Source organism: Streptomyces hygroscopicus (assembly GCF_026168105.1).
Taxonomy (GTDB): Bacteria; Actinomycetota; Actinomycetes; order Streptomycetales; family Streptomycetaceae; genus Streptomyces; species Streptomyces hygroscopicus_D.
The window spans coordinates 1-20,882 of the sequence record NZ_LBMW01000050.1; the positions used below are offsets into that span (position 1 = coordinate 1).

The 20,882-nt window shown below is 72.6% G+C and carries 14 protein-coding genes; 10 read left to right on the plus strand and 4 right to left on the minus strand.

The features are described 5' to 3' along the window. Window positions 1–1,090: serine/threonine-protein kinase (locus AAW14_RS32395; RefSeq protein WP_265567997.1), on the minus strand; the 1,090-nt coding region annotated here is incomplete at its 3' end. Window positions 1,091–1,294: 204 nt separating this feature from the next. Next, a complete protein-coding gene (locus tag AAW14_RS32400; RefSeq protein ID WP_265567998.1) occupies window positions 1,295–2,917 on the minus strand; it encodes a serine/threonine-protein kinase in 1,623 nt (540 codons plus the stop codon). A 538-nt stretch (window positions 2,918–3,455) separates the two neighbouring features. Here AAW14_RS32400 and AAW14_RS32405 point away from each other — a divergent pair. From AAW14_RS32405 to AAW14_RS32425, 5 genes are all read left to right on the plus strand, one after another. Beyond that, window positions 3,456–7,088 carry an FHA domain-containing protein gene (locus AAW14_RS32405; RefSeq protein WP_265568031.1) on the plus strand — a complete coding sequence of 1,211 codons (3,633 nt, stop codon included), beginning with the start codon at window positions 3,456–3,458 and terminating at the stop codon, window positions 7,086–7,088. A 190-nt stretch (window positions 7,089–7,278) separates the two neighbouring features. Further along, entirely contained in the window at window positions 7,279–8,694 is a 1,416-nt protein-coding gene (locus AAW14_RS32410) for an ABC transporter substrate-binding protein (RefSeq protein ID WP_265567999.1), read from the plus strand. Window positions 8,695–8,727: 33 nt separating this feature from the next. After that, the gene (locus tag AAW14_RS32415; RefSeq protein ID WP_265568000.1) at window positions 8,728–10,068 is read left to right on the plus strand and encodes a carbohydrate ABC transporter permease; all 1,341 of its coding nucleotides are present in this window, start codon (window positions 8,728–8,730) and stop codon (window positions 10,066–10,068) included. Then, on the plus strand, window positions 10,065–10,973 hold the full coding sequence (locus tag AAW14_RS32420) for a carbohydrate ABC transporter permease (RefSeq protein WP_265568001.1): 909 nt from the start codon (window positions 10,065–10,067) through the stop codon (window positions 10,971–10,973). Before AAW14_RS32415 ends, AAW14_RS32420 begins: the two co-directional genes overlap by 4 nt. A 214-nt stretch (window positions 10,974–11,187) precedes the next feature. After that, on the plus strand, window positions 11,188–13,443 hold the full coding sequence (locus AAW14_RS32425; RefSeq protein WP_265568002.1) for a bifunctional glycosyltransferase/CDP-glycerol:glycerophosphate glycerophosphotransferase: 2,256 nt from the start codon (window positions 11,188–11,190) through the stop codon (window positions 13,441–13,443). 223 nt (window positions 13,444–13,666) lie between these two features. Here AAW14_RS32425 and AAW14_RS32430 read toward each other — a convergent pair whose 3' ends face one another. Beyond that, window positions 13,667–14,080: an organic hydroperoxide resistance protein gene (locus AAW14_RS32430; RefSeq protein WP_265568003.1), complete on the minus strand. Its 414-nt coding sequence runs from the start codon at window positions 14,078–14,080 to the stop codon at window positions 13,667–13,669. 132 nt (window positions 14,081–14,212) lie between these two features. Here AAW14_RS32430 and AAW14_RS32435 point away from each other — a divergent pair, with 132 nt between their 5' ends. The 4 genes from AAW14_RS32435 (at window position 14,213) to galE (ending at window position 19,130) form a co-directional block, all read left to right on the plus strand. Beyond that, window positions 14,213–14,746 (plus strand): MarR family winged helix-turn-helix transcriptional regulator, encoded by a 534-nt coding sequence (locus AAW14_RS32435; RefSeq protein ID WP_265568004.1) that lies wholly within the window; start codon window positions 14,213–14,215, stop codon window positions 14,744–14,746. Window positions 14,747–15,244: 498 nt separating this feature from the next. Beyond that, window positions 15,245–16,441, plus strand: a complete 1,197-nt coding sequence (locus tag AAW14_RS32445; protein WP_416223410.1) for a glycosyltransferase 87 family protein — start codon at window positions 15,245–15,247, stop codon at window positions 16,439–16,441. Window positions 16,442–16,496: 55 nt separating this feature from the next. Then, window positions 16,497–18,092, plus strand: a complete 1,596-nt coding sequence (locus tag AAW14_RS32450; protein ID WP_265568005.1) for a glycosyltransferase family 2 protein — start codon at window positions 16,497–16,499, stop codon at window positions 18,090–18,092. 57 nt (window positions 18,093–18,149) lie between these two features. After that, a complete protein-coding gene (gene galE / locus AAW14_RS32455) occupies window positions 18,150–19,130 on the plus strand; it encodes a UDP-glucose 4-epimerase GalE (protein WP_265568006.1) in 981 nt (326 codons plus the stop codon). A gap of 60 nt (window positions 19,131–19,190) precedes the next feature. Here galE and AAW14_RS32460 read toward each other — a convergent pair whose 3' ends face one another. Continuing rightward, window positions 19,191–20,120, minus strand: coding sequence for an oxidoreductase (locus tag AAW14_RS32460; protein WP_265568007.1), 930 nt, complete (start codon window positions 20,118–20,120; stop codon window positions 19,191–19,193). Window positions 20,121–20,219: 99 nt separating this feature from the next. On the opposite strand from AAW14_RS32460, the gene AAW14_RS32465 reads away from it, so the two are divergent. After that, on the plus strand, window positions 20,220–20,825 hold the full coding sequence (locus AAW14_RS32465) for a TetR/AcrR family transcriptional regulator (RefSeq protein WP_265568008.1): 606 nt from the start codon (window positions 20,220–20,222) through the stop codon (window positions 20,823–20,825). The last annotated feature ends 57 nt before the right edge of the window (window positions 20,826–20,882 follow it).

The window sequence follows — 20,882 nt, forward strand, 5'->3', positions numbered from 1 at the left end:
GGGCCCGGTGGCGGGCGGAGCCGGGGCGGGGGGCTCCCGTCGCCCGGGGCGCACGGGCGGTGCCCCGGGCGCCGCCCGCCAGCTCGTCCGGCCCCGGCACCCGCATCGAGGTGTGCGTGTCGCGGTTGGAGTCCGGCTTCGCCCCCGGCACCAGCGGCACCGCCCCCCGGCGCACCCGTGCCTCCGTCGGCTCTCCCGGCACCGCCGCCTCGGGCGCCTCCTCGGCAGCCTCCGCGTCCGGCTCGTCCACGTCCAGCGGCGGCATCCCGTGCAGCAGCGGCAGCTGCTCCCGCAGTCGCGCCGCCAGCTCCGACGCCCTCAGCCGCGATGCCGGCGCCTTCGCCAGACACTGCACGATCAGCTGCCACAGCTCCTCCGGGATGCCGGGCAGGGGCACCACCGTCTCCGTGACATGGCGGCGCAGCACCGCGCCCGGGTGGCCGCCGCCGAACGGCGTGAAGCCGGCCAGCAGCTCGTACAGCACGGTCGCCAGCGCGTAGATGTCCACCGCCGCCCTCGGCGGCAGGCCCTCCACTATCTCCGGGGCCAGGTAGTCGGGGGTCCCGATGATCTTCGTCGCGCGGGTGCGGCGCGGCGAATCGATCAGCTTCGCCACTCCGAAGTCCGTCAGCAGCGCCGGGTGCGCGCCGCCCGGGCCCAGCGGCCCCTGCATGTCCAGCAGGACGTTCTCGGGCTTCACGTCCCGGTGCACGACCCCGGCCGCGTGCGCCGCCGCGAGCCCCTCGGCCACGTCCGCCACGATCGCCACCGCCGCTTCGGGCGCCAGGCGGCGCTCGCGGTCCAGACGGGTGCGCAGATCGGTGCCCCGGACGAGGTCCATCACCAGCGCCAGGTCGTTGCCGTCGACCACCAGGTCGCGTACGGACACCACGTTCGGATGGTCGAGCCCCAGCAGCGCCGTGCGCTCCTGGACGAAGCGGCCCACGAGCTCCTGGTCGGACGCGAGGTCCTCCCTCAGCAGCTTGATGGCGACGGGCCCCTCCGGCCCTTCGCCCAGCCACACCGTGCCGGCGCTTCCCCGTCCCAGGATCTGGTTCGCGGTGTACCGGCTGCCGATCTTCCGTGCCAAGGCTGCTCCTACTGGGGACGCGTGTTGCCGACGCTGCGCCGTTCCGGGGCCGCGATGCCGGCGGCTGACGCCGCGGGCTGCAGGAACCCCGGTCGACAAAACTACGCGTCCGAAGGGTCAACCTTCACCGCCGAGACGGAAATCACCCGTCAGATGTCGACAAATCCCCAGGCTCGGAGTGTTCTTGGGCCGCCGGGCCCCCTGTCACTTCCCGTTGAGCTTCCCGATCCACCCGCTCACCTTGTCGAACCAGTCGCTCAGCATCGTCCAGTACGACTTGGTCGTACCGATCCAGTGCTGCAGCGGGCTGAACTCCCAGACCAGCCACCCGGCGACGAACAGGATGAGGATCGTGAACAGGCAGCCCTTCAGGCAGCCGAGTCCCGGGATCTTCATCGGGTTGGCGCTGCGCTGCCGCGGTGGACGCGGCTCGCGCGCCGGACGCGGGGCCGGCGCGGGCGCATACGGCTGCGGAGGCGCGTACTGCTGCCGCTGGGGCGCGTACTGCTGGGGCTGCTGCCGCGGATGGCCGTACCCGGACGCGGGCTGCTGCTGCCGCGGCTGCGGGCGCGCGACCTGCCGCTGCGGGCGGCGGCGCAGCGGGTCCTCGCCGGGGTCGAGGTAGGTCTGGACCTGCGTCTGTTCGTTGCGGTCGCGGGCGGCGCGCAACTGGTTCTGCCAGGGGTGCGGCTCCTCCGGCCCCGGCTGTCCACCGGGCTGGTGCTGAGGTACCGGCGGCATCACGGTCGTCGGCTCGGCCGCTCCGTTCCTGGGCAGGACGGAGGTGGGGTCCGCCGCGCCCGCGGGGCCGGCCGAGGTGTGCGGCAGGACGCTGGTCGCCGCGTTCGGGTCGTACGCGCCCGCGCCGTGCGGCAGGACCTGCGTGGGGTCGGCGGAGCCGGGGACGGCGGCCGGGGCCGGGTCCGGCGCGAGCAGCGCACCCACGCCCTCGGCGGCGGCGATCTGCGCGGCGCTCGCGTGCACGCCGACGCCCTCGGCGACGACCCGCAGGCCCCGGGCCAGGTTCTCGGCGCTGGGCCGCTGCTCGGGGCTCTTGCGCAGACAGCGCTCGATGACCGTCCACAGCGGGTCGGGGACGGTGGAGGGGCGGCGCGGCTCGGCGCTCAGGTGCTGGTGGAGCACCTCGAGGGCGGAACCGCCGGAGAACGGGGGATGCCCGGTGACCAGCTCGTACAGCAGGATGCCTGCGCCGTAGATGTCGACGGCGGAGGTCTGCGGGCGGCCCTCGGCCGACTCGGGGGCCACGTACGCGGGCGTACCCACGAACTCGTGTGTGCGCGTGAGGCCCGGGGAATCGGCCAGCCGGGCGATGCCGAAGTCGGTCAGCATCGGGTGCATCTGGCCGTCATGCTGCTCGAGCAGCACGTTCGCGGGCTTCAGATCGCGGTGCACGACGCCGTCGGCGTGGCTCGCGGACAGCGCGTCGGCGATCTGCGCGGTGAGCAGGGCCGCGGCGACGGGCGAGAAGGGGCCGTTGGCACGGAGGTAGCGGTGCAGGTCGGGGCCGTCGACCAGGTCCATGACCAGCGCCAGCAGATCGCCCTCGACCACCAGGTCCCGTACCCGCACGACGTTCGGGTGGGTCAGCCGGAGCAGGACGGACCGCTCCCGCAGGAACCGCATCACGACGTCCGCGTCGTTCGCCAGCTCCTCCTTGAGGACCTTGATCGCGACGGTCTCGCCGGGCTGTCCCGCGACGGCAGCCTCGGCGCCCGCGGCCTCACGCTGGCGGGCTCGCCAGACGGTGCCCGTGGCGCCGCGTCCGAGCGGCTCCTCGAGCAGGTACTTGCTGCCTACCGGCCGCACGTCATGCGCTCCCTGCTGCTTGCTTGCCTGGTCGGTCCACCGTGGTACAGGTGTTCCGACCCACTGTAGTGCCGCGGAACCTGGCACCGGGCTGTCGACAGCCTGTGCGTCCGCTGCGCCTGTTCACGGGGGTGGACGTCGGTGGGCGCCTCGCCGTTGCCCGTCCGGTACGCCGTTCCCGTGGGTCCGTACGTCATTCGCCGTGCTTCGCATGTGAGGTTACGTACGCGGTCCCCGTACGTGTTCGATGAGAAGACGCTCCCTTCGGTGCACTTGGTTGCCCGACCCGGGCGTGACCGATCTCAAGACCGGTCCCAAGCGGACACCGGTCGGCCACTGGTCAGGCACTTTTACGGGCAGAGCCGACCAATCAAGATCACTTGGCGCCGGGCGGCAGGCACGCTGTCGGTGGCAGGTGCGAGGATGCATCCCGTACTGGCCGATGTGCTCGTGTGCGGTGGGGGAAGTCGCGGTGGGGGACCGCGGCGCGGCCCCGGCCCCGTCCGCGGGTGCCGCGCAGAAGGGACCGCTGACGGCGATGCAGATCCGGCTGACCGTCGTAGACCCCCTGGGCCCGCCCCCGGAGTCACGGGCGCGCGCCGCGAGCTGCGACGTGCTGGTCACCGCGCCCGCCGGGACGGCGCTGGCGGCGGTGGCCTCGGGCCTGGCCTCGGCGGTCGGGGCGGGCGACGGTCCCGTGGTGCTGTACGCGGGCGTGGAGCGACTGGACACCCAGAGGTGCACGCTCGGCGAGCCACCGCTGCTCGACGGCGCGGTGCTGACGCTGGGCGCCCCGGCGGAGCCGGGCCCCGAGCCGGACGAGGACGCGGCCCAGCTGCATGTGGTCGCGGGCCCGGACGCGGGCGGCGTCCATCTGCTGCACGGCGGTGCGATCCGCATAGGCCGCTCCGCCGACGCGGACGTCCCGCTGGACGACCCGGACGTCTCCCGGCTGCACTGCGAGATCACGGTCGCCGCGGACGGCCGCGTCTCGGTCGCCGACCTCGGCTCCACGAACGGCACCGTGCTCGACGGCAGGCGGGTGACCGGCCACCCGGTGCGCTTCCCCCGGGGCGCCCTGCTGCGCCTCGGCGAATCGGCCCTGCGGCTGTCCCCGCCCGGCGCGGCCGGATCCGTGGGGACGGCGCCGGACGGAGAGGGACATGTACGGGTCCTCGACGCGGAGGTTCGGGAAGGTCCGGCGGTTGCGACGCGGGCGGCGACCGTGCCGGACGCACGCGCGGGCAGCGTCCCGGGACCGGGCGCGGCCGGGACCCCTGGCACGGACGACGGCACCGAGGCCGGGCCCCCCTCCCGGGGCACGCCCCGGGAGGGACACGGCTCCCAGCCCGGCCCCCGGGACGGGCGTCCCGCGGCGGAGGGCGGCGCCCGGGGACACGCCTCCGGCGACACCCATCACGGCTTCGGCGTCACCGGCTGGGGCGCCTCCGGCGGAGTGGTCCCCGGAGCACAGGAGCACGGGCCCGTCGAGCCGCCCTTCCCCATGCCGGTCCCGCCGGGGCAGGGCGGCACCCCGCGGACCGAGGACCGGACCCCGGCGTACGGGGGCACGGCCGACGCGGGCACGCGCAAGGGCACCCCGCCGCGCGGGACGGACGTTCCGCCGGGAGTGCGCAGGCGCGGCGGCTTCACGGCCTGGGCACGGCGGCTGACCGGGGCCCGCGGCGAGCAGGCCGGTCCCGGCCTGGACGCCCACGACGACCTGGCTACGCGGACGCCCGGGCCCCCCGTCGCCCGGGCCCCGGAGAAATGGCCGGACCCCGCATCGCTGCTGCTGGCCGCGCTGGGCCCCGGGCCGCGGCTGTGGGAGCGGGGCCCCGGACACCCCGAGGCGCTCACCGTGCGGCTGGGCACGGCGGACCGGCCCGGCCCGGACGGGTCGCTGCTGCCTGCCGTGCCGGTGACCGCCGGACTGCGCGAAGCCGGTGCGCTCGGCCTGGCGGGGCCCCGCGCGCGGCTGGCCGGGCTGGCGCGCGCGGTGGTGGCGCAGCTGGCCGCGCTGCACTCCCCCGACACGCTGGAGCTGGTCCTGATCAGCGCCGACCGCTCGCGCCCGCTGGAGCAGCGCACCGCCGACTGGGCCTGGCTGGGCTGGCTCCCGCATCTGCGCCCGGCCCACGGCCAGGACTGCCGGCTCCTGCTGGCGTACGACCGCGAACAGGCGACGGCCCGCACGGAGGAGCTTCTGCGCCGCCTCGAGGACCGGCTGACGGACCCCGACGGCCGCACGGGCACGACGGGCGTGACCGGCGTAACGGGTGGGACCGATGTGACCGGCGCAAGCGATGTGACGGGCACGACTGCCGTGACCGGCATGACCGGCATGACCGGCATGACCGGCGAGGGCCCCGGCACCGCCACGGGCCGTCCGACGGACATACGCCCGCCGAGCGCGACCGCGGGCACGCCGCCGAGCGTCCCCTCCGCGCCGTCCGGCATTTCCCGTACCACCGAGGTTTCCGGACCTCCGGGTCCTGCAGGGCCTGCCGGGCCCTCCGGGCTCGCCGGGTCCTCCGGGTCTCCCGCACGAGGTGCCGCCCGCCGCCCCTCCTGGGCGCGGGACGAGCACCCGGCCGACGGCGCCTTCCCGGGTCCGTACACCGTGGTGGTCGTGGACGGGGACCCCGGCGGCGCCGATGTGCGCGAGTCCGTCGTGCGGCTGGCGCAGGAGGGAGCGCGGGCCGGGATCCATGTCGTCTGCCTGGCCGAGGCCCCCACCGCCTCTCCCGCCTGCCCGGTGACGGAGACATACGACGCGGCGTGCGCGGCCTCACCGGTGTTCCGGGAGTGCGGGGCCGTCGCGCTGCTGTGCGGCGATGTGGCGACGGCGCTGCGGCTACTGCGGGTCGCGCCGGGCGAGGGCGGGGACGCCGCGCGGGGGCTCCGGGCTCCGGTGGGCAACGGCACGGTCGCCGCCGTGGACGCGGTCTCCCCGGCGTGGGCGGAGCGGTTCGCGAGGGCGCTCGCTCCGCTGCGGCCGGATGGTGGCGGGGACCGGCACGCGCGCGTGTCGGCGCCGTTGCCCCAGGCGGCACGGCTGCTGGACGAGTTGGGCCTGGCGCGGGCCACCCCGGCCTCACTGATGGCCCGGTGGGCGGACGCGGCGGACGACACGGAGTCGCCGGGCGGACGTGCCTCGGCGGTGCTCGGCGCCGGTCCGCGCGGTCCGGTGTCCCTGGACCTCACCGCCGAGGGGCCGCACCTGCTCCTCGAGGGACCGCCCGGCAGCGGTCGTACGGAGCTGCTGCGCTCCATCGCGGCGTCGCTCGCGGCGGCCGACCGCCCGGACCGGCTCGCAATCGTGCTCGTCGACGGCCGTGACTGCGGGGCGCAGGGCGGCACCGCGGGGGACGGTCTGCGGGTCTGTACGGACCTGCCGCACGTCACCACGCATCTCGCGGCCAACGACCCCGTGCGCATGCGGGAGTTCGCGCAGTCGCTGAGTGCCGAGCTGAAGCGGAGGGCCGAGTTGCTGGGGCGGCTCGGCTTCGCGGAATGGCACACCCAGCGGGAGGTGTCCGGCCGGATGGTGCCGCAGCGGTCGGGGAGTACGGCCTCGGGCGACCTCGACACCCCGCCGAGCGCCACGCTGCGGCTGCGGCCCCCGGCGGCTCGGCAACGAGCGGAGGCGGGGCCGCCGCTGGCACGGCTGGTGGTGCTGGTCGACGACCTGGACGCGCTGCTGTCCCCGGCGTTGGGCTCGCCGGGCCGCCCGGCGGCCGGCTCGGTCGTACGGGCGCTGGAGGCGGTGGCCAGGGACGGGCAACGGCTCGGGGTGCACCTCGTCGCCGCCTCGGACCCGGGCGGCCGGACCGCACAGTGGGAGCCGACCCGCACGGCCACGCTCCGCATCGCCCTGGAGGCGGCGGCGTCGGGTCCCGACGAACCGGCCCCCGGGCGTGGGCGGTTGACCCGGCCGGACGGCAGGGTGGCACCGTTCCAGGGCGGGCGGATCACCGGTCGCATCCCCCGCACGGCCACGCTCCGCCCCACGGTCGTGCCCCTGGAGTGGCACCGCATGGGCGATCCCCCGGCCCGTCGCCCCGTCCGCGAACTCGGAAACGGGCCCACGGACTTGGCCCTGCTGGCGAGCGCGCTGGAGAGGGCGGCCCGTTCGGTGTCGGCGACGGAGGTGCCTTCGCTGCTGTAACGCCGGGATCCCGGCCCCAGGCCCGTGCCACGCGGCGCTTCGGTCCGCCACCCTCACCGAACGTCACGACGCGGTCACGATCGACCGGTTGACACCGCAGGCGCTCTTGCCGCCCCGAACGACCCCGCGTAGACCGGAGCGCACGGGACAGCGTCCGCACGTTCGACGAGGAACGAAGAACGGGGCAGTGATGCACAGCACTCTTCGTACACGCAAGTCGCCGAAGCACCCCACGCACCCCACCCACCGGACCCGCCGAGCCACAGGGGCCGTGGCCGCCGCCGTCGTCGCCGCCGGGGCCCTCGCACTCACCGGTTGCAGCAGCGACAACAACAAGAGCGGCAGCGACAAGGCGAGCGACGGCGGCCGGGACACCGGCGCCACGGTCGTGCTCCCCCGGCTGAACGGCCAGAGCCTGGAGGTCTCCGCCGTCTGGACCGGTGCCGAGCAGGCCAACTTCAAGAAGGTGCTCGCCGAGTTCGAGAAGCGCACCGGCGCCAAGGTCACCTTCGTGGCCGCCCAGGACCCGATCATCAACTTCCTCGGTTCGAAGATCGCCGGCGGTCAGCCGCCGGACGTCGCGCTGCTCCCCCAGCCCGGCGCCATCAAGCAGGCCGTCGAGAAGAAGTGGGCCAAGCCCCTCGGCCCCGAGGCAGAGGCGGAGCTCGCCAAGAACTACTCACAGGGCTGGCAGGACATCGGCAAGGTGGACGGCAAGCAGTACGGCGTCTACTACAAGGCCGCGAACAAGTCGCTGATCTGGTACAACGCGAAGGCGTTCGAGGGCGCGGGCGCCAAGGAACCCAAGACCTGGCAGGATCTGCTGGCGGCGGCCCGGGCCGTCTACGACTCCGGGGTCACCCCCTTCTCCGTCGGCGGCGCCGACGGATGGACCCTCACCGACTGGTTCGAGAACGTCTACCTCTCCCAGGCGGGCCCGGACAAGTACGACCAACTCGCTCAGCACAAGATCAAGTGGACGGACCCGTCCGTGAAGGACGCGCTCACCACGCTGGCCCAGATCTGGGGCAAGAAGGACTACATCGCGGGCGGCGCGAACGGCGCGCTGCAGACCGAGTTCCCGGCCTCCGTCACCCAGACGTTCACCGGCGGTGACCAGCCGAAGGCCGGCATGGTCTTCGAGGGGGACTTCGCCGAGGTCAACATCGGGGAGACGAAGGCGAAGATCGGCACGGACGCCAAGGTGTTCCCGTTCCCCGCCGTAGGCGGCCAGGCACCCGTGGTCACCGGCGGCGACGCGGCCGTCATCCTGAAGGACTCCAGGGCGGCCCAGGCCCTGGCCACCTTCCTGGCCTCGCCGGACGCGGCCACGATCCAGGCGAAGCTCGGCGGCTACCTCTCACCGAACAAGTCGGTGGCGCTGTCCTCGTACCCGAACGAGGTGCAGCAGAAGATGGCCAGGGCGCTGATCGCGGCCGGCGACAGCTTCCGCTTCGACATGTCCGACCAGGCCCCGCAGGCTTTCGGCGGGACACCCGGCAAGGGCGAGTGGAAGGACCTCCAGGACTTCCTGAAGAACCCGATCGACGTCGCGGGCACCCAGGCAAAGCTGGAGGCGGACGCGGCGAAGGCGTACGGGAGCTGAGCCGGGCATGTCCGTGCGAGGAGTGAGCCGACGATGACGTCGGTCACGGCTTCGGGCGCCGCACCGGCGCCCGAGGCCCGTACGCGCAGGAGCGTGACCGGCACCCGCAGGACCGTGGCAGCCCTGTTCCTGCTGCCCGCCCTGGTGCTGCTCGGCGCGCTCGTGGTCTACCCGATCGGGTACTCGCTGATCCGCAGCTTCCTCAACCGGCCCGGCGACTCCTTCGCCGGATTCGACAACTACAAGGCCCTGTTCACGGACGACGGCATCCGTACCGCCCTGAAGAACAACATCATCTGGGTGGTGTTCGCACCGGCCGTCTCGACCGCGCTCGGTCTGATCTTCGCGGTACTGACCGAACGGGTGCGCTGGGGCACGGCGTTCAAGCTGGTCGTCTTCATGCCGATGGCGATCTCGATGCTCGCCGCGGGGATCATCTTCCGGCTGGTGTACGACCAGGACCCCGGCAAGGGCGTGGCCAACGCGGTGTGGGTGGGCGTCCACGACACCTTCGTCCGGTCCTCCGCCTTCCCGAAGGCCCATGCGGGCCGTCAGTCGCCCCTGGAGCCCGACCTGGGCGGGTTCATCACCGCCGCGACCGTGCACACGGGCCAGTCGGTCGCGCTCCCCCTGGTGGGCGTCGCCCCCGACCAGATGCCGAAGAACGCGAAGAGGGCGGTCCGGGCGAAGCCGGAGCCGGGGAAGATCACCGGCGTGACCTGGCAGGACTTCACCCGCGGCAAGGGCGTCGGGCGGCTCGGCGCCGTCGACCCGTCCGAACAGGGCTATGCGGGCATGCGGATCGAGGCGGTCAAGGACGGCAAGGTCGTCGCCTCCGCCCAGGCCGCGGACGACGGCACGTTCACGCTCCCGGCCGCCGCCGACGGGGCCCGGCTGCGGCTTCCGGCGAGCAACTTCAGGGAGCCGTACAACGGCGTCGACTGGCTCGGCCCGGCGCTCGTCACCCCCGCCGTCATCAGCGCGTACGTATGGATGTGGGCGGGTTTCGCGATGGTCCTGATCGCCGCGGGTCTCGCGGGCGTGCCGCGGGAGCTGCTGGAGGCGGCGCGCGTGGACGGCGCGAACGAGTGGCAGGTCTTCCGCCGGGTCACCGTGCCGCTGCTGGCACCCGTACTCGCGGTCGTCACCGTCACGCTGATGATCAACGTGCTGAAGGTCTTCGACCTGGTGTTCATCATCCCGCCGGGCTCGTCCCAGGGCGACGCGAACGTCCTGGCCCTGGAGCTGTACCGCAAGGGCTTCTCGGAGGACCAGCCGGGCATCGCGAGCGCGATTGCGGTGTTCCTCCTGCTGCTCGTCGTCCCGGTGATGCTGTTCAACATCCGCAGGCTCAGGCGGGAGGTGCGGCGATGACGACGCGGGCCGGCAGTCCGGCACACATGGCGCCCCTCACCGTCGTCACGGCGAAACGCTCCCTCGGGGCGCGGCTCGCGGAGGGTGTCGGCGGCGGTCTGGTGCGCGTCTTCCTCATCCTGGTCGGCCTGTTCTGGCTGGTGCCGACGGTCGGTCTGCTGCTGGCCTCGCTGCGCAAGCCGGCCGACATGAGCGCGTCCGGGTGGTGGAAGGTCTTCAGCCAACCGTCGCAACTGACCTTCGAGAGCTACCAGAAGCTCCTGGAGAACAGCGACATCACCAACTCCCTGGTGAACACGGTCCTGATCACCCTGCCGGCCACGATCCTGGTCGTGGTGATCGGTTCCCTCGCGGGCTACGCCTTCGCCTGGATGGAGTTCCCGGGCCGCGACTGGTGGTTCCTGGGCGTGGTCGGCCTGCTGGTCGTCCCCGTGCAGGTGGCGCTGATCCCCATCGCCGAGCTGTTCGGGAGGATCGGCCTGTTCGGCACGGTCTTCGGCGTGGTCCTCTTCCACACGGGTTTCGGGCTGCCCTTCGCGGTGTTCCTGCTGCGGAACTTCTTCGCGGAGATCCCCCGGGAGCTGCTGGAGGCCGCCCGCCTCGACGGCGCGGGCGAACTGCGGCTGTTCGCCCGGGTCGTGATGCCGCTCGGCGGTCCCGCGATCGCGAGCCTGGGCATCTTCCAGTTCCTGTGGGTGTGGAACGACATGCTGGTCGCGCTGGTGTTCACCAAGTCGGGCACCCAGCCGATCACGGTGGCGCTCCAGACGCAGGTACGACAGTTCGGCAACAACATCGACGTCCTGGCGCCGGGCGCGTTCATCTCCATGGTGATCCCGCTGGCCGTGTTCTTCGCGTTCCAGCGGCAGTTCGTGTCGGGCGTCATGGCGGGGGCGGTCAAGTAGTCCCTGCCGCACGGAGGTTCAGGGGTGGACCGACGGCCGGTCCACCCCTCGCGGTTCACGACCGGTCCACCCCTCGCCGTTCACGACCGGTCCACCCCTCGCCGTTCACCCGGGGTTTCCGTCCGCGTTCCCCCACATGCCGCATCCGGCGTAACCAAACCACCCCATCGGCCGTTTCCGGGCAGTATGCCCGCGCCGATCCCTTGGATGCCCCTTGCCCCGGTTCAGTGTCATCGTCCCCGCGTACAAGGTTCAGGCGTACCTCCAGGACTGCCTCACATCCGTGCTGGAACAGTCGTACACAGACCTCGAGGTGATCGCCGTCGACGACTGCTCACCCGACGGGTGCGGTGCGATCATCGACGAGTTCGCCGCCCGTGACCCCCGGGTCCGGCCACTGCACCTGACGGAGAACGCGGGGTTCGGGCGGGCCCGCAACGCGGGGATCGAGCGGGCGAGGGGCGACTATCTGCTCTTCCTGGACGGCGACGACAGCATGACCCCGGGCGCGCTCCGGGACATCGCCGACCGGCTGAAGGACACCTCCGACCCGGACGTCCTGGTCTTCGACTACGCCCGCACGTACTGGACCGGCAGGACGGTCCGCAACCGGCTCGCCGGCCTGCTGACCGAGCAGGGCCCGGCCCCCTTCCGCCTCGACGACCGCCCCGGCCTGCTGTCGCTGCTGATGGTGGTCTGGAACAAGGCGTACCGCCGGGACTTCATCCAGCGGGAGGAATTCGCCTTCCCGGCCGGTTACTACGAGGACGCGCCCTGGACGTTCCCGGTGCTGCTGACCGCCGGGACGATCGCCACCCTCGACCGGGTCTGTGTCCACTACCGCCAGCGCCGCCAGGGCAGCATCCTCGACTCGACCAGCCGCCGGCACTTCGACATCTTCGAGCAGTACGACCGGGTCTTCGCGCATCTCGACGCGCGCCCCGGGCTCGCCCGCTGGCGACCGGTGCTCTTCCGTCACATGGTCGACCATCTGGCCACGGTCTACGTCCGGCGCGGCCGGCTCCCCCGGGGCAGCCGGTCCGAGTTCCTGCGCCTGGCCCGCGCCCACTACCACCGTCACCACGTGCCGGGCGCGCCCCTGCGCCCACGCCATCTGCTGATCCGCTTCGGCAGCCATCGCACCTACCGGCTGCTGTCCCTGGCCACGCGCGGTGCGCGCGGGGTGCGCCGCCCGGCCGCCAAGGGGGTCCGGCGTCTGGCCGCCGCCGCGCTCTGGGCCCACTACCGCCTCCAGCTCCGCCTCCCGCTGCGCGCCGACCGGGCCGTCTTCACCCGCGACGCGGGGGGCGCGTACGGCTGCAATCCGGGCGCCCTGGAGTCGGCGTTCCGCGGTCTGGTCCCGCACATCCGCACCGCGTGGATCGCGCGCCCCGAGCACCACCACACGATCCCGGCGGCCACGCGCCGCCTGCGGCCCGGCTCGGCCGCGTACTGGACGGCGCTCGCACGTTCCAAGTACCTCGTCCACAACGCCGACTTCGACCGCCGGCTCGTCAAGCGCCCCGGCCAGGTCATGGTCCAGACCCGGCAGGGCACCCCGCTCAAGCGCATGGGCCTGGACCTCCGGGACCGTCCTGCCGCCGCCGACGGCACGGACCTCGGCCGGATGCTGCACGCCTCCGACACCTGGAACTACGTGGTGTCCGGCAACCGCCACTCCACCCTCGTCTGGGAGCGCGTGTACCCGTCGGCGTTCACGACGCTGGAGTACGGGCTCCCGCGCAACGACGTGTTCGCCCGGGCCACCTCGGCGGACGTGACCCGGCTGCGCCAGACGTTCGGCATCCCCGAGGAGTCGGTGGCGATCCTGTACGCGCCGACGTACCGCGACTACCGTCGCGGCCCGCACCTCGCCCTCGATCCGGAGCGCGTCCTGCGCCGGCTCGGTCCACGCTATGTGCTGCTGACCCGCGCACACCCCTCGCACGGCGAGCCGCTGGCGCGCGACACCGGCGGCCGGGTGATCGACGTCAGTGGCCATCCGAGTGTCGAGTCGGTCTGCCTGGCCTCGGACGCGCTGGTCACCGACTACTCGTCGCTGATGTTCGACTACGCCAACCTCGACCGCCCGATCGTCGTGTACGCGGACGACTGGGAGGCGTACGAGGCGGCCCGCGGCACCTACTTCGATCTGCGCGCCTGCGCGCCGGGCGCCGTCGCGCGCGACGAGGACGAGCTGATCGACATCTTCGCCACGGGCCACTGGTGCGGCTCGCGCTCGGCGCAGTTGCGGGCCGCGTTCCGCGAGCGGTTCTGCCCGCACGACGACGGGCGCGCCGCCGAGCGGATCGTGCGCCGGGTCGTCCTCGGGGAGAGCGCCTGGCTGCCGCCGGTCGTGCCCCTGACCGGCCGGCACCCGGTCCCCTCCGCCGCGGCGGGGCTGCCGACCGTTCCGCTCGCGACCATCCCGGCGCCCGGCCGCCGTGTGCCGGTTGCCGAGCGCCTCTGACCGCTCCAAGCCCCGGAGAGCCGCCATGCCGCGCAGGCGTGCGGCCCCGCGGGTGGTGCGGACGCTCATGCAGGGCGAGCCCGACGTCCCGGCCTCGATCCCGGCGGCGGGCGACTGCGATGTGCTGACCCGGACATGAGCAGGGGCCCCGGGGCGGGGCGTGCGCGGACATGCGGACGGCCCCGTACACCGCGGAAGGCGTACGGGGCCGCGAGGTACTCGATTACTCGATGACGAGCTCGACCGGGATGTTGCCGCGGGTCGCGTTGGAGTAGGGGCAGACCTGGTGGGCCTGCTCGACCAGCTTGCGGCCGGTCGCCTCGTCCACCGAGTCCGGCAGCTCCACGCGCAGGACGACGGAGAGGCCGAAGCCCTCACCCTGCTTGCCGATGCCGACCTCGCCGGTCACCGCGGCGTCGCTGACGTCGACCTTCGCCTGCCGGCCCACCAGGCCGAGGGCGCTGGCGAAGCAGGCGGCGTATCCGGCGGCGAAGAGCTGCTCGGGGTTGGTGCCCTGGCCGCTGCCGCCCATCTCCACCGGAATGGCCAGCTGGAGGTCGAGCTTGCCGTCGGAGCTGACGGCGCGCCCGTCGCGGCCGTGGGTGGCGGTGGCGACAGCGGTGTAGAGCGCGTCCATGGAAAACCATCCCTCTCGAAGTCGTGTCCGGCGGCCGGCCCCTTCCGTGCGTCCGGGCCGCCTCACGAGATGAGTAGAGCACACAACTCAATTGTGCACAACTAAATGGCCCGCAGGAGCTACCCTGGGGGCATGACGACCACGCCGATCCCCAGCGCCGAGGCCTCCGCGGACGAGGAGTACCTGCGGCTCGACCGCCAGATCTGCTTCTCGCTCAGCGCAGCCTCCCGCGCCTTCAACGGCGTCTACCGCGTCGTGCTGAAGGAACTCGGGCTCACCTATCCGCAGTACCTCGTGATGCTGGTGCTGTGGGAGCACGGAGAGCTGCCGGTGAAGAAGCTCGGCGAGCATCTGCGGCTGGACTCCGGGACGCTCTCGCCGCTGCTGAAGCGGCTGGAGGCGGCGGGCCTGGTGCGCCGGGAGCGCAGCACGCAGGACGAGCGGTCCGTGCAGGTCCGTCTCACGGACGAGGGCACGTCACTGAAGGAGCGCGCCCTGCGGGTACCACGCCGGATCGCCGCGGCGACGGGCTTCGACCTGACGGAGATCATGGAACTGCGGGCCCGCCTCGACCGGCTGACCCGGGCCCTGGACGCGGCGGCGCTGGAGGAGACGCCGGGCTGCGCCTGGACCCCAGGCCCGCCGGGGACGGCCGCGCCCTCCTGACGAGGGCGGCCGCAGCGGCACCTCGCCGGGCTGGACGGCCACACGAGTGCATCAGCAGGTAGTCCAGGCCGTGCGTCCACGCTGTGCAGCAGATGCCGGATCTGCGGTACCGAGCGGCGCGCGATCTGGAACGTGGCGGCCTCGTCACGCCACATGCCGTCGCGGTCCGGTCCCCACAGCCCGAGCGCGGCCATGACGACCGCGGGCACGAGGACGGCCACGCGCTTCCCGCGCCTCACCGGTGACCGACTCATGCACGCATTCAACATGCGCCGTTTTCGTGCGATTAACTACCCTTTTTGCCGGGTATCGACGGGGAATCTGCACACATGCGGCCCCCATGCGGCCTACCATCCGGGCTTGATGAGTGCCTTGAAGACTGCCATGGAGCCCCGAGCCACCAGATCCGCACACTTTTCGCCACCCCTTTTGAGGAGGGTCCGCAGGACACATCGGTTGCTCCTTCTCGTCGGCGGCTGGCTCGCCACCCGCGCCCTGATGCTGTGGCTGCTCGCCCACGACCAGGACAGACTCCTCGGCAGCGGCGGCGTCGCGAGCGAGGTGTGGAACCTGTACTTCCATTGGTACGGCCTCCTCGCCCAGGGCGCGTTCCCCTCCGGCGACCACCTGTGGCAGTACCCGCCCGGCGCGGGCGTGGTGCTGCTCTCCCCCGCACTGCTGCCGAACCTGACGTACTTCCAGGCGTTCGTGGTCCTCACGCTGCTGACGGACGCCGTGATCGCGTTCGTCCTCGCTCGCGCGGGCACCCGCCCGGGCCGCTCGCTGCGTGGAGCGGGACTGTGGATCGCGGGCCTGCCGCTGCTGCTGCACATCCCGCTCGCCCGGTACGACGTACAGGTCACCGCGTTCGCGGTCATTTCCCTGTTGGCGCTGTCACGCTCCACACGTGTGTGCGGTGCGTTCGCGGCGCTCGGCGCCCTGGTGAAGGTATGGCCCGCGCTGGCACTCATCGGCACGCCGCGCGGCCGTACGACCCGCGAGGCGTGGACGGCGGCCGCGGTGACATCGGTCACTCTTCTCGCCCTGATCGCCGCCCTGTTCCGCAACCCGTTCGACTTCCTGCGTCAACAGGGCGGCCGGGGCGTGCAGATCGAGTCGCTGGGCGGCACGGTGCTCATGTTCGCGCGCCGGGCGGGGTGGCCCGGGCACACCCGCTACCAGTACGGCGCCGTGGAGTTCGTGGGCCCGCATGTGCGTGCCGTCGCCGCCTGTTCGCTCCTGCTGACCGGGGTCGCCTTCGGCCTGCTGCTGCTGTGGCGGCTGCGGGCCCGCCGCTGGACGGCGGCGACCCCGTACGACGCGGCGCTCGCGGCCGTCCTGCTGTTCACGGTGACGAGCCGGGTGATCAGCCCCCAGTACATGGTGTGGCTGGTCGGACTGGCCGCGGTGTGTCTGACGTCACGGCACACCACGCAGCGTCCGGTGGCCCTGCTCGTCCTGGCGGCGACCGCGGTGAGCACGGTGGAGTACCCAGCCGTCTACGGGGAAGTCATCAACGGTGCGTGGGTGGGGTGTCTGCTGATGCTCGTGCGCAACGGGCTGCTGGCCGCCGCGGCCGTCGTATCCTTCGTGCGCCTGTGGCGCTCGGGACGGCCCCTTGTGGACCGGCCACAGCTGGACACGCCTTCGAGGAACCCGGATAGGATTCCTGTTCTCTCCCGCACAGGAGGTTAAGAGCCTCTTAACGCTTGACCACCAGGTACCCCTACGCTGCGAGCCCGTGAATTCGATGCACCCTCACGATGCACAGGTCAGCGTCGTCGTCATTGGCTACGACGACGCCACTCATGTGACGCACGCGGTGCGTTCGGCCCTCGCACAGGGCGGAGTCGTCCGTGAGGTGATCGCGGTCGACGACTGCTCGACGGACGGCAGCCCCGAGCTGCTGGACGCCCTCGCAGCCGAGGATTCCCGTGTGAAGGTGGTGCGCAGAACCGTCAACAGCGGCGGCTGCGGCTCCCCGCGCAACGACGGGATCGACGCGGCGACCGCCCCCTACCTGATGTTCCTGGACAGCGACGACGTGCTGCCGCCCGGCGCGGTGGACGCGCTGCTCATGGCGGCCGTCGCCCATGGGACCCCGCTCGCCGCGGGTCTGTGCGTGCGCCGCGAGCTGCCGTCGGGCCGCGAGGTCCCCTGGCAGCCGGAGCTGTACGAGCGGCCCGCGGTGGTCTCCCACCCTTCCCGGCGTCCCCGTCTGGCCTACGACACGCTGTGCGTCAACAAGCTGTACCGCACCGACTTCCTGCGCGAGCACGGCATCCGCTTCCCCGACGGCCGCTTCCCGTACGAGGACTTCGTGTTCACCGCGCGTGTGCTGGCCGCCGGACCGGGCATCGCCCTGGTCCCCGACACGGTCTACGTCTGGCACGTCCGCCGCTCCGCCCAGCGTCTGTCCATCTCCCTCGACCGCGCCGCCGTCGACAACTGGAAGGCGCGCATCGAGGCCACCCGGCAGGCCTACGAGACCCTGCTGGGCGCCGGCGAGAAGCAGCTCGCCCGAGCGGCGCGCACCACCTTCCTGGACCGCGGGCTGCGCATGTACGCGCGGGAGCTGCCGCTGCGCGACGCCGGGTACCGCGACGAGTGGTGGAAGCTCACGCGGGCGTACCTCTCCGGCTACGAGGCGGCCGATTTCGCCCAGGCGTCCGTTTCGGGGCGGGTGATCGCACAGGTACTGCTCGCCTCCGAGCAGCCGCGCGACCTGAACCGGCTCAAGGAGCTGGCCGCCCGTCCGGCGCGGCTGCTCCCGCCCTACGCGAGCACGGCGGACGGCACGCCCGTCTGGTCGGCGGACCTGCCGCAGGTCCAGCTGGAGCACCTGCTGCACCGCCCCATGCAGCACCTGCCGGTCGCCGTCGACGCGGAGCTGCACCTCCACGTGCGCGCGACCCGGCTGAGGCTGCGCCTGCACGAGATGTACGGTCGGGTGGAGAACGCGCGCCCGGCCAGGGTGGACGTGGAATTCGTGCTCCGGGAGGACGGCGAGCGGGTGGGTTTTGCGCACTCGGCCGCGCTCAGGCCGGACACGGCCGCGGGCGGCTGGACGGCAGAGGCGCCCGTGGACCTCGCGGCGCTCGGGTCCGGCACCTGGGACCTGCGGCTGACGCTCCGCTTCGACGACGGCACGAACCGCGTCACCACGGCCCACGCCGTCACGGGCCCCGGTCTGCTGGGCCGCCACGCGGTACCCAGCCTCAGGCACGGGGTACTGCTGGTGCAGCCGTACGCGACCCACTCGGGGGCGCTGGCCCTGCGGGTGGCGCCGGGTCTTCGAGGAGTGACATCCGTCATGAGCCGGAGGCTTCGGCGGCTGGTTCACTGACGGCTGGTTCACTGAGGTAACTGCAAGAACACAATGGGTACGAGGAGACGGCCGCACATGACCTGGCTGATCACCGGCGGCGCCGGATACATCGGGGCGCACGTCGTCCGCGCGATGACCGAGGCGGGCGAGCGGGCCGTGGTGTACGACGACCTGTCCACGGGCATCGCCGAGCGCGTGCCCTCCAACGTGCCGCTGGTGGTGGGCTCCACGCTGGACGGCGAGCTGCTGCGCCGCACGCTGACGGAGCACTCGGTGACGGGTGTCGTGCACCTGGCGGCCAAGAAGCAGGTCGGCGAGTCGGTGGAACTGCCGCTGCACTACTACCGGGAGAACGTGGAGGGCCTGCGCGTCCTGCTGGAGGCGGTGACGGACATCGGAGTTCCCTCCTTCGTGTTCTCCTCCTCCGCCGCGGTGTACGGCATGCCGGACGTTGACCTGGTGACGGAGGAGACGCCGTGCGCGCCGATGTCGCCGTACGGTGAGACGAAGCTCGTCGGCGAGTGGCTGGTGCGCGCTGCGGGCCGGGCCACGGGCCTGTCCACGGCGTCCCTGCGCTACTTCAACGTGGCGGGGGCCGCGGCGCCCGAACTGGCCGACGTCGGCGTCTTCAACCTGATCCCCATGGTCTTCGAGAAGCTGACGGAGAACGCGCCTCCGCGCATCTTCGGCGACGACTACCCGACGCCGGACGGCACCTGTGTGCGCGACTTCATCCACGTGGTCGACCTGGCGGAGGCCCATGTGGCCGCGGCCCGCGCGCTGAAGGCCTCACCCGGCACGGACCTGACCCTCAACATCGGCCGCGGCGAAGGCGTGTCGGTCCGCGAGATGATCGACCGCATCAACGCGACCACGGGCTACAACACCCCGCCGACGGTCACCCCCCGCCGCCCCGGCGACCCGGCGCGCGTCGTCGCCTCGGCCGACCGCATCGCCAAGGAGCTGGGCTGGACGGCGAAGCACGACGTGGAGGACATGATCGCGTCGGCGTGGGAAGGCTGGGTACGGCTTCATCCGGAGGCGGCGCGCAGCTGAGCGGCGCAGCACGGGGCGGCCGCTCGCGCCCGGCGCCGGGACCGGCGTGGGCGGCAGCCCTCAGGCCCCTGCGGTGGGCAGGTCCGCGAGTTCCGGGAACGTGACACCGGTCAGTTCCTCGGAGGCCGTCCACAGACGGCGGGCCGAGACCGGGTCGCTGGCCGCGCGGGAGCGACCGACCAGGGTCGGGGCACCCCGCATCTCGCCGAGACCGTCGGGTCCCACATAGCTCGCGCCGGGCAGGTCCTGGGTCGCGGCGTACAGCGTCGGCAGGGCGCCCGCCCTGTCGTCCTGGGCGAACACGCGATTGCCGATCCGCATCGCCACCCGGCGCACGGCGCTGGCGTCGCGGCCCTGCAGATTGGTCGCGGCCCAGCCCGGGTGCGCGGCGAGGGCCCGCACCCGAGATCCCGCCTCGGTCAGACGGCGCTGGAGCTCCAGCGTGAACAGCAGATTGGCGAGCTTCGACTGGTTGTACGCCGCCATCGGCGCGTACTCGTCGGCCAGATTCAGGTTGTCGAAGTGGATGCGCGCGCCCGGGAAGCGGTGCGCGCCCGAGGCGACGGTGACCACACGGTCCCTGACATTTGGCAACAGCAGGTTCGTCAGGGCGAAGTGCCCCAGGTGATTGGTGCCGAACTGCATCTCGAAGCCGTCCTTGGTGGCAGCCTCGGGGATGTTCATGACACCGGCGTTGTTGACGAGGACGTCCAGGCCGCCCTGCCAGCCCGCGGCGAACTCCCGTATGGAGGCCAGGTCGGCCAGGTCGAGGCGGCGCACCTCGACGGTTCCCTTCGCACCGCGCACGCTCGCGGCTGCCGCCTCGCCGCGCCGCAGGTCCCGTACGGCAAGCACCACATGGGCACCCGCGCGGGCGAGAGCGTCCACGGCGGCGAGGCCGATCCCGCTGTTGGCTCCGGTGACGACGGCGGTGCGGCCGCTCTGGTCGGTGATGTCGGTGGCGTTCGACTTGCGCTGAGTCTTGGACATGACCTCAAAGTAGGCGATGCCAACAATGCTGTCAATGCCAACAATAGTGACGCCGCCAACAATGTAGGCGACGTTCACATGCTCGATACACTGACCCACATGCACACTCGTCGTCGTTATCACCACGGAGACCTGCGGGCCGCGCTGCTGGCCCGCGCGCAGGAGACGCTCCGGGAGAAGGGGCCGGCCGCCCTGTCCCTCCGGGAACTCGCCCGCGACCTGGGCGTCAGCCACGCCGCACCGAGCCGCCACTTCAAGGACAAGCAGGCGCTGCTCGACGCCCTGGCGCTGACCGGCTTCGACCGGCTCGCCGAGATCATCACGGCCTCCCAGGAGGGGGTGGGCGAGTCGTTCGCCGAGCGGTTCGCCGCCGTGGCACGCGCCTACGTGGGCTTCGCCACCGCCAACGCCGAGCTGCTCGACGTCATGTATTCGATCAAGCACAACCCGGAGGCGTCCGAGGATCTGGTCGCCGCGTCCCAGCGCTGGACGGGCCGGACGACGGAACTGATCGCGGAGGGCCAGCGCCGCGGCGAGGTCCGCGAGGGTCCCGTGGAGCGCGTGGGCATCCCGGCCTTCGCCACCCTGCACGGTTACGCGGACCTGATGGCGAGCGGCGCGCTTCCCCCGGAGGCTAACGACCGGGGTCTGGACGAACTGGTGGCGTACATCGTGCGGGGATGCGCCCCGGAGAAGACGGGCTGACGCATTCGCACCCCCCAGCCCTGCAGGGCCCGGGGTCGGCCTTGGACATCGAGCGGA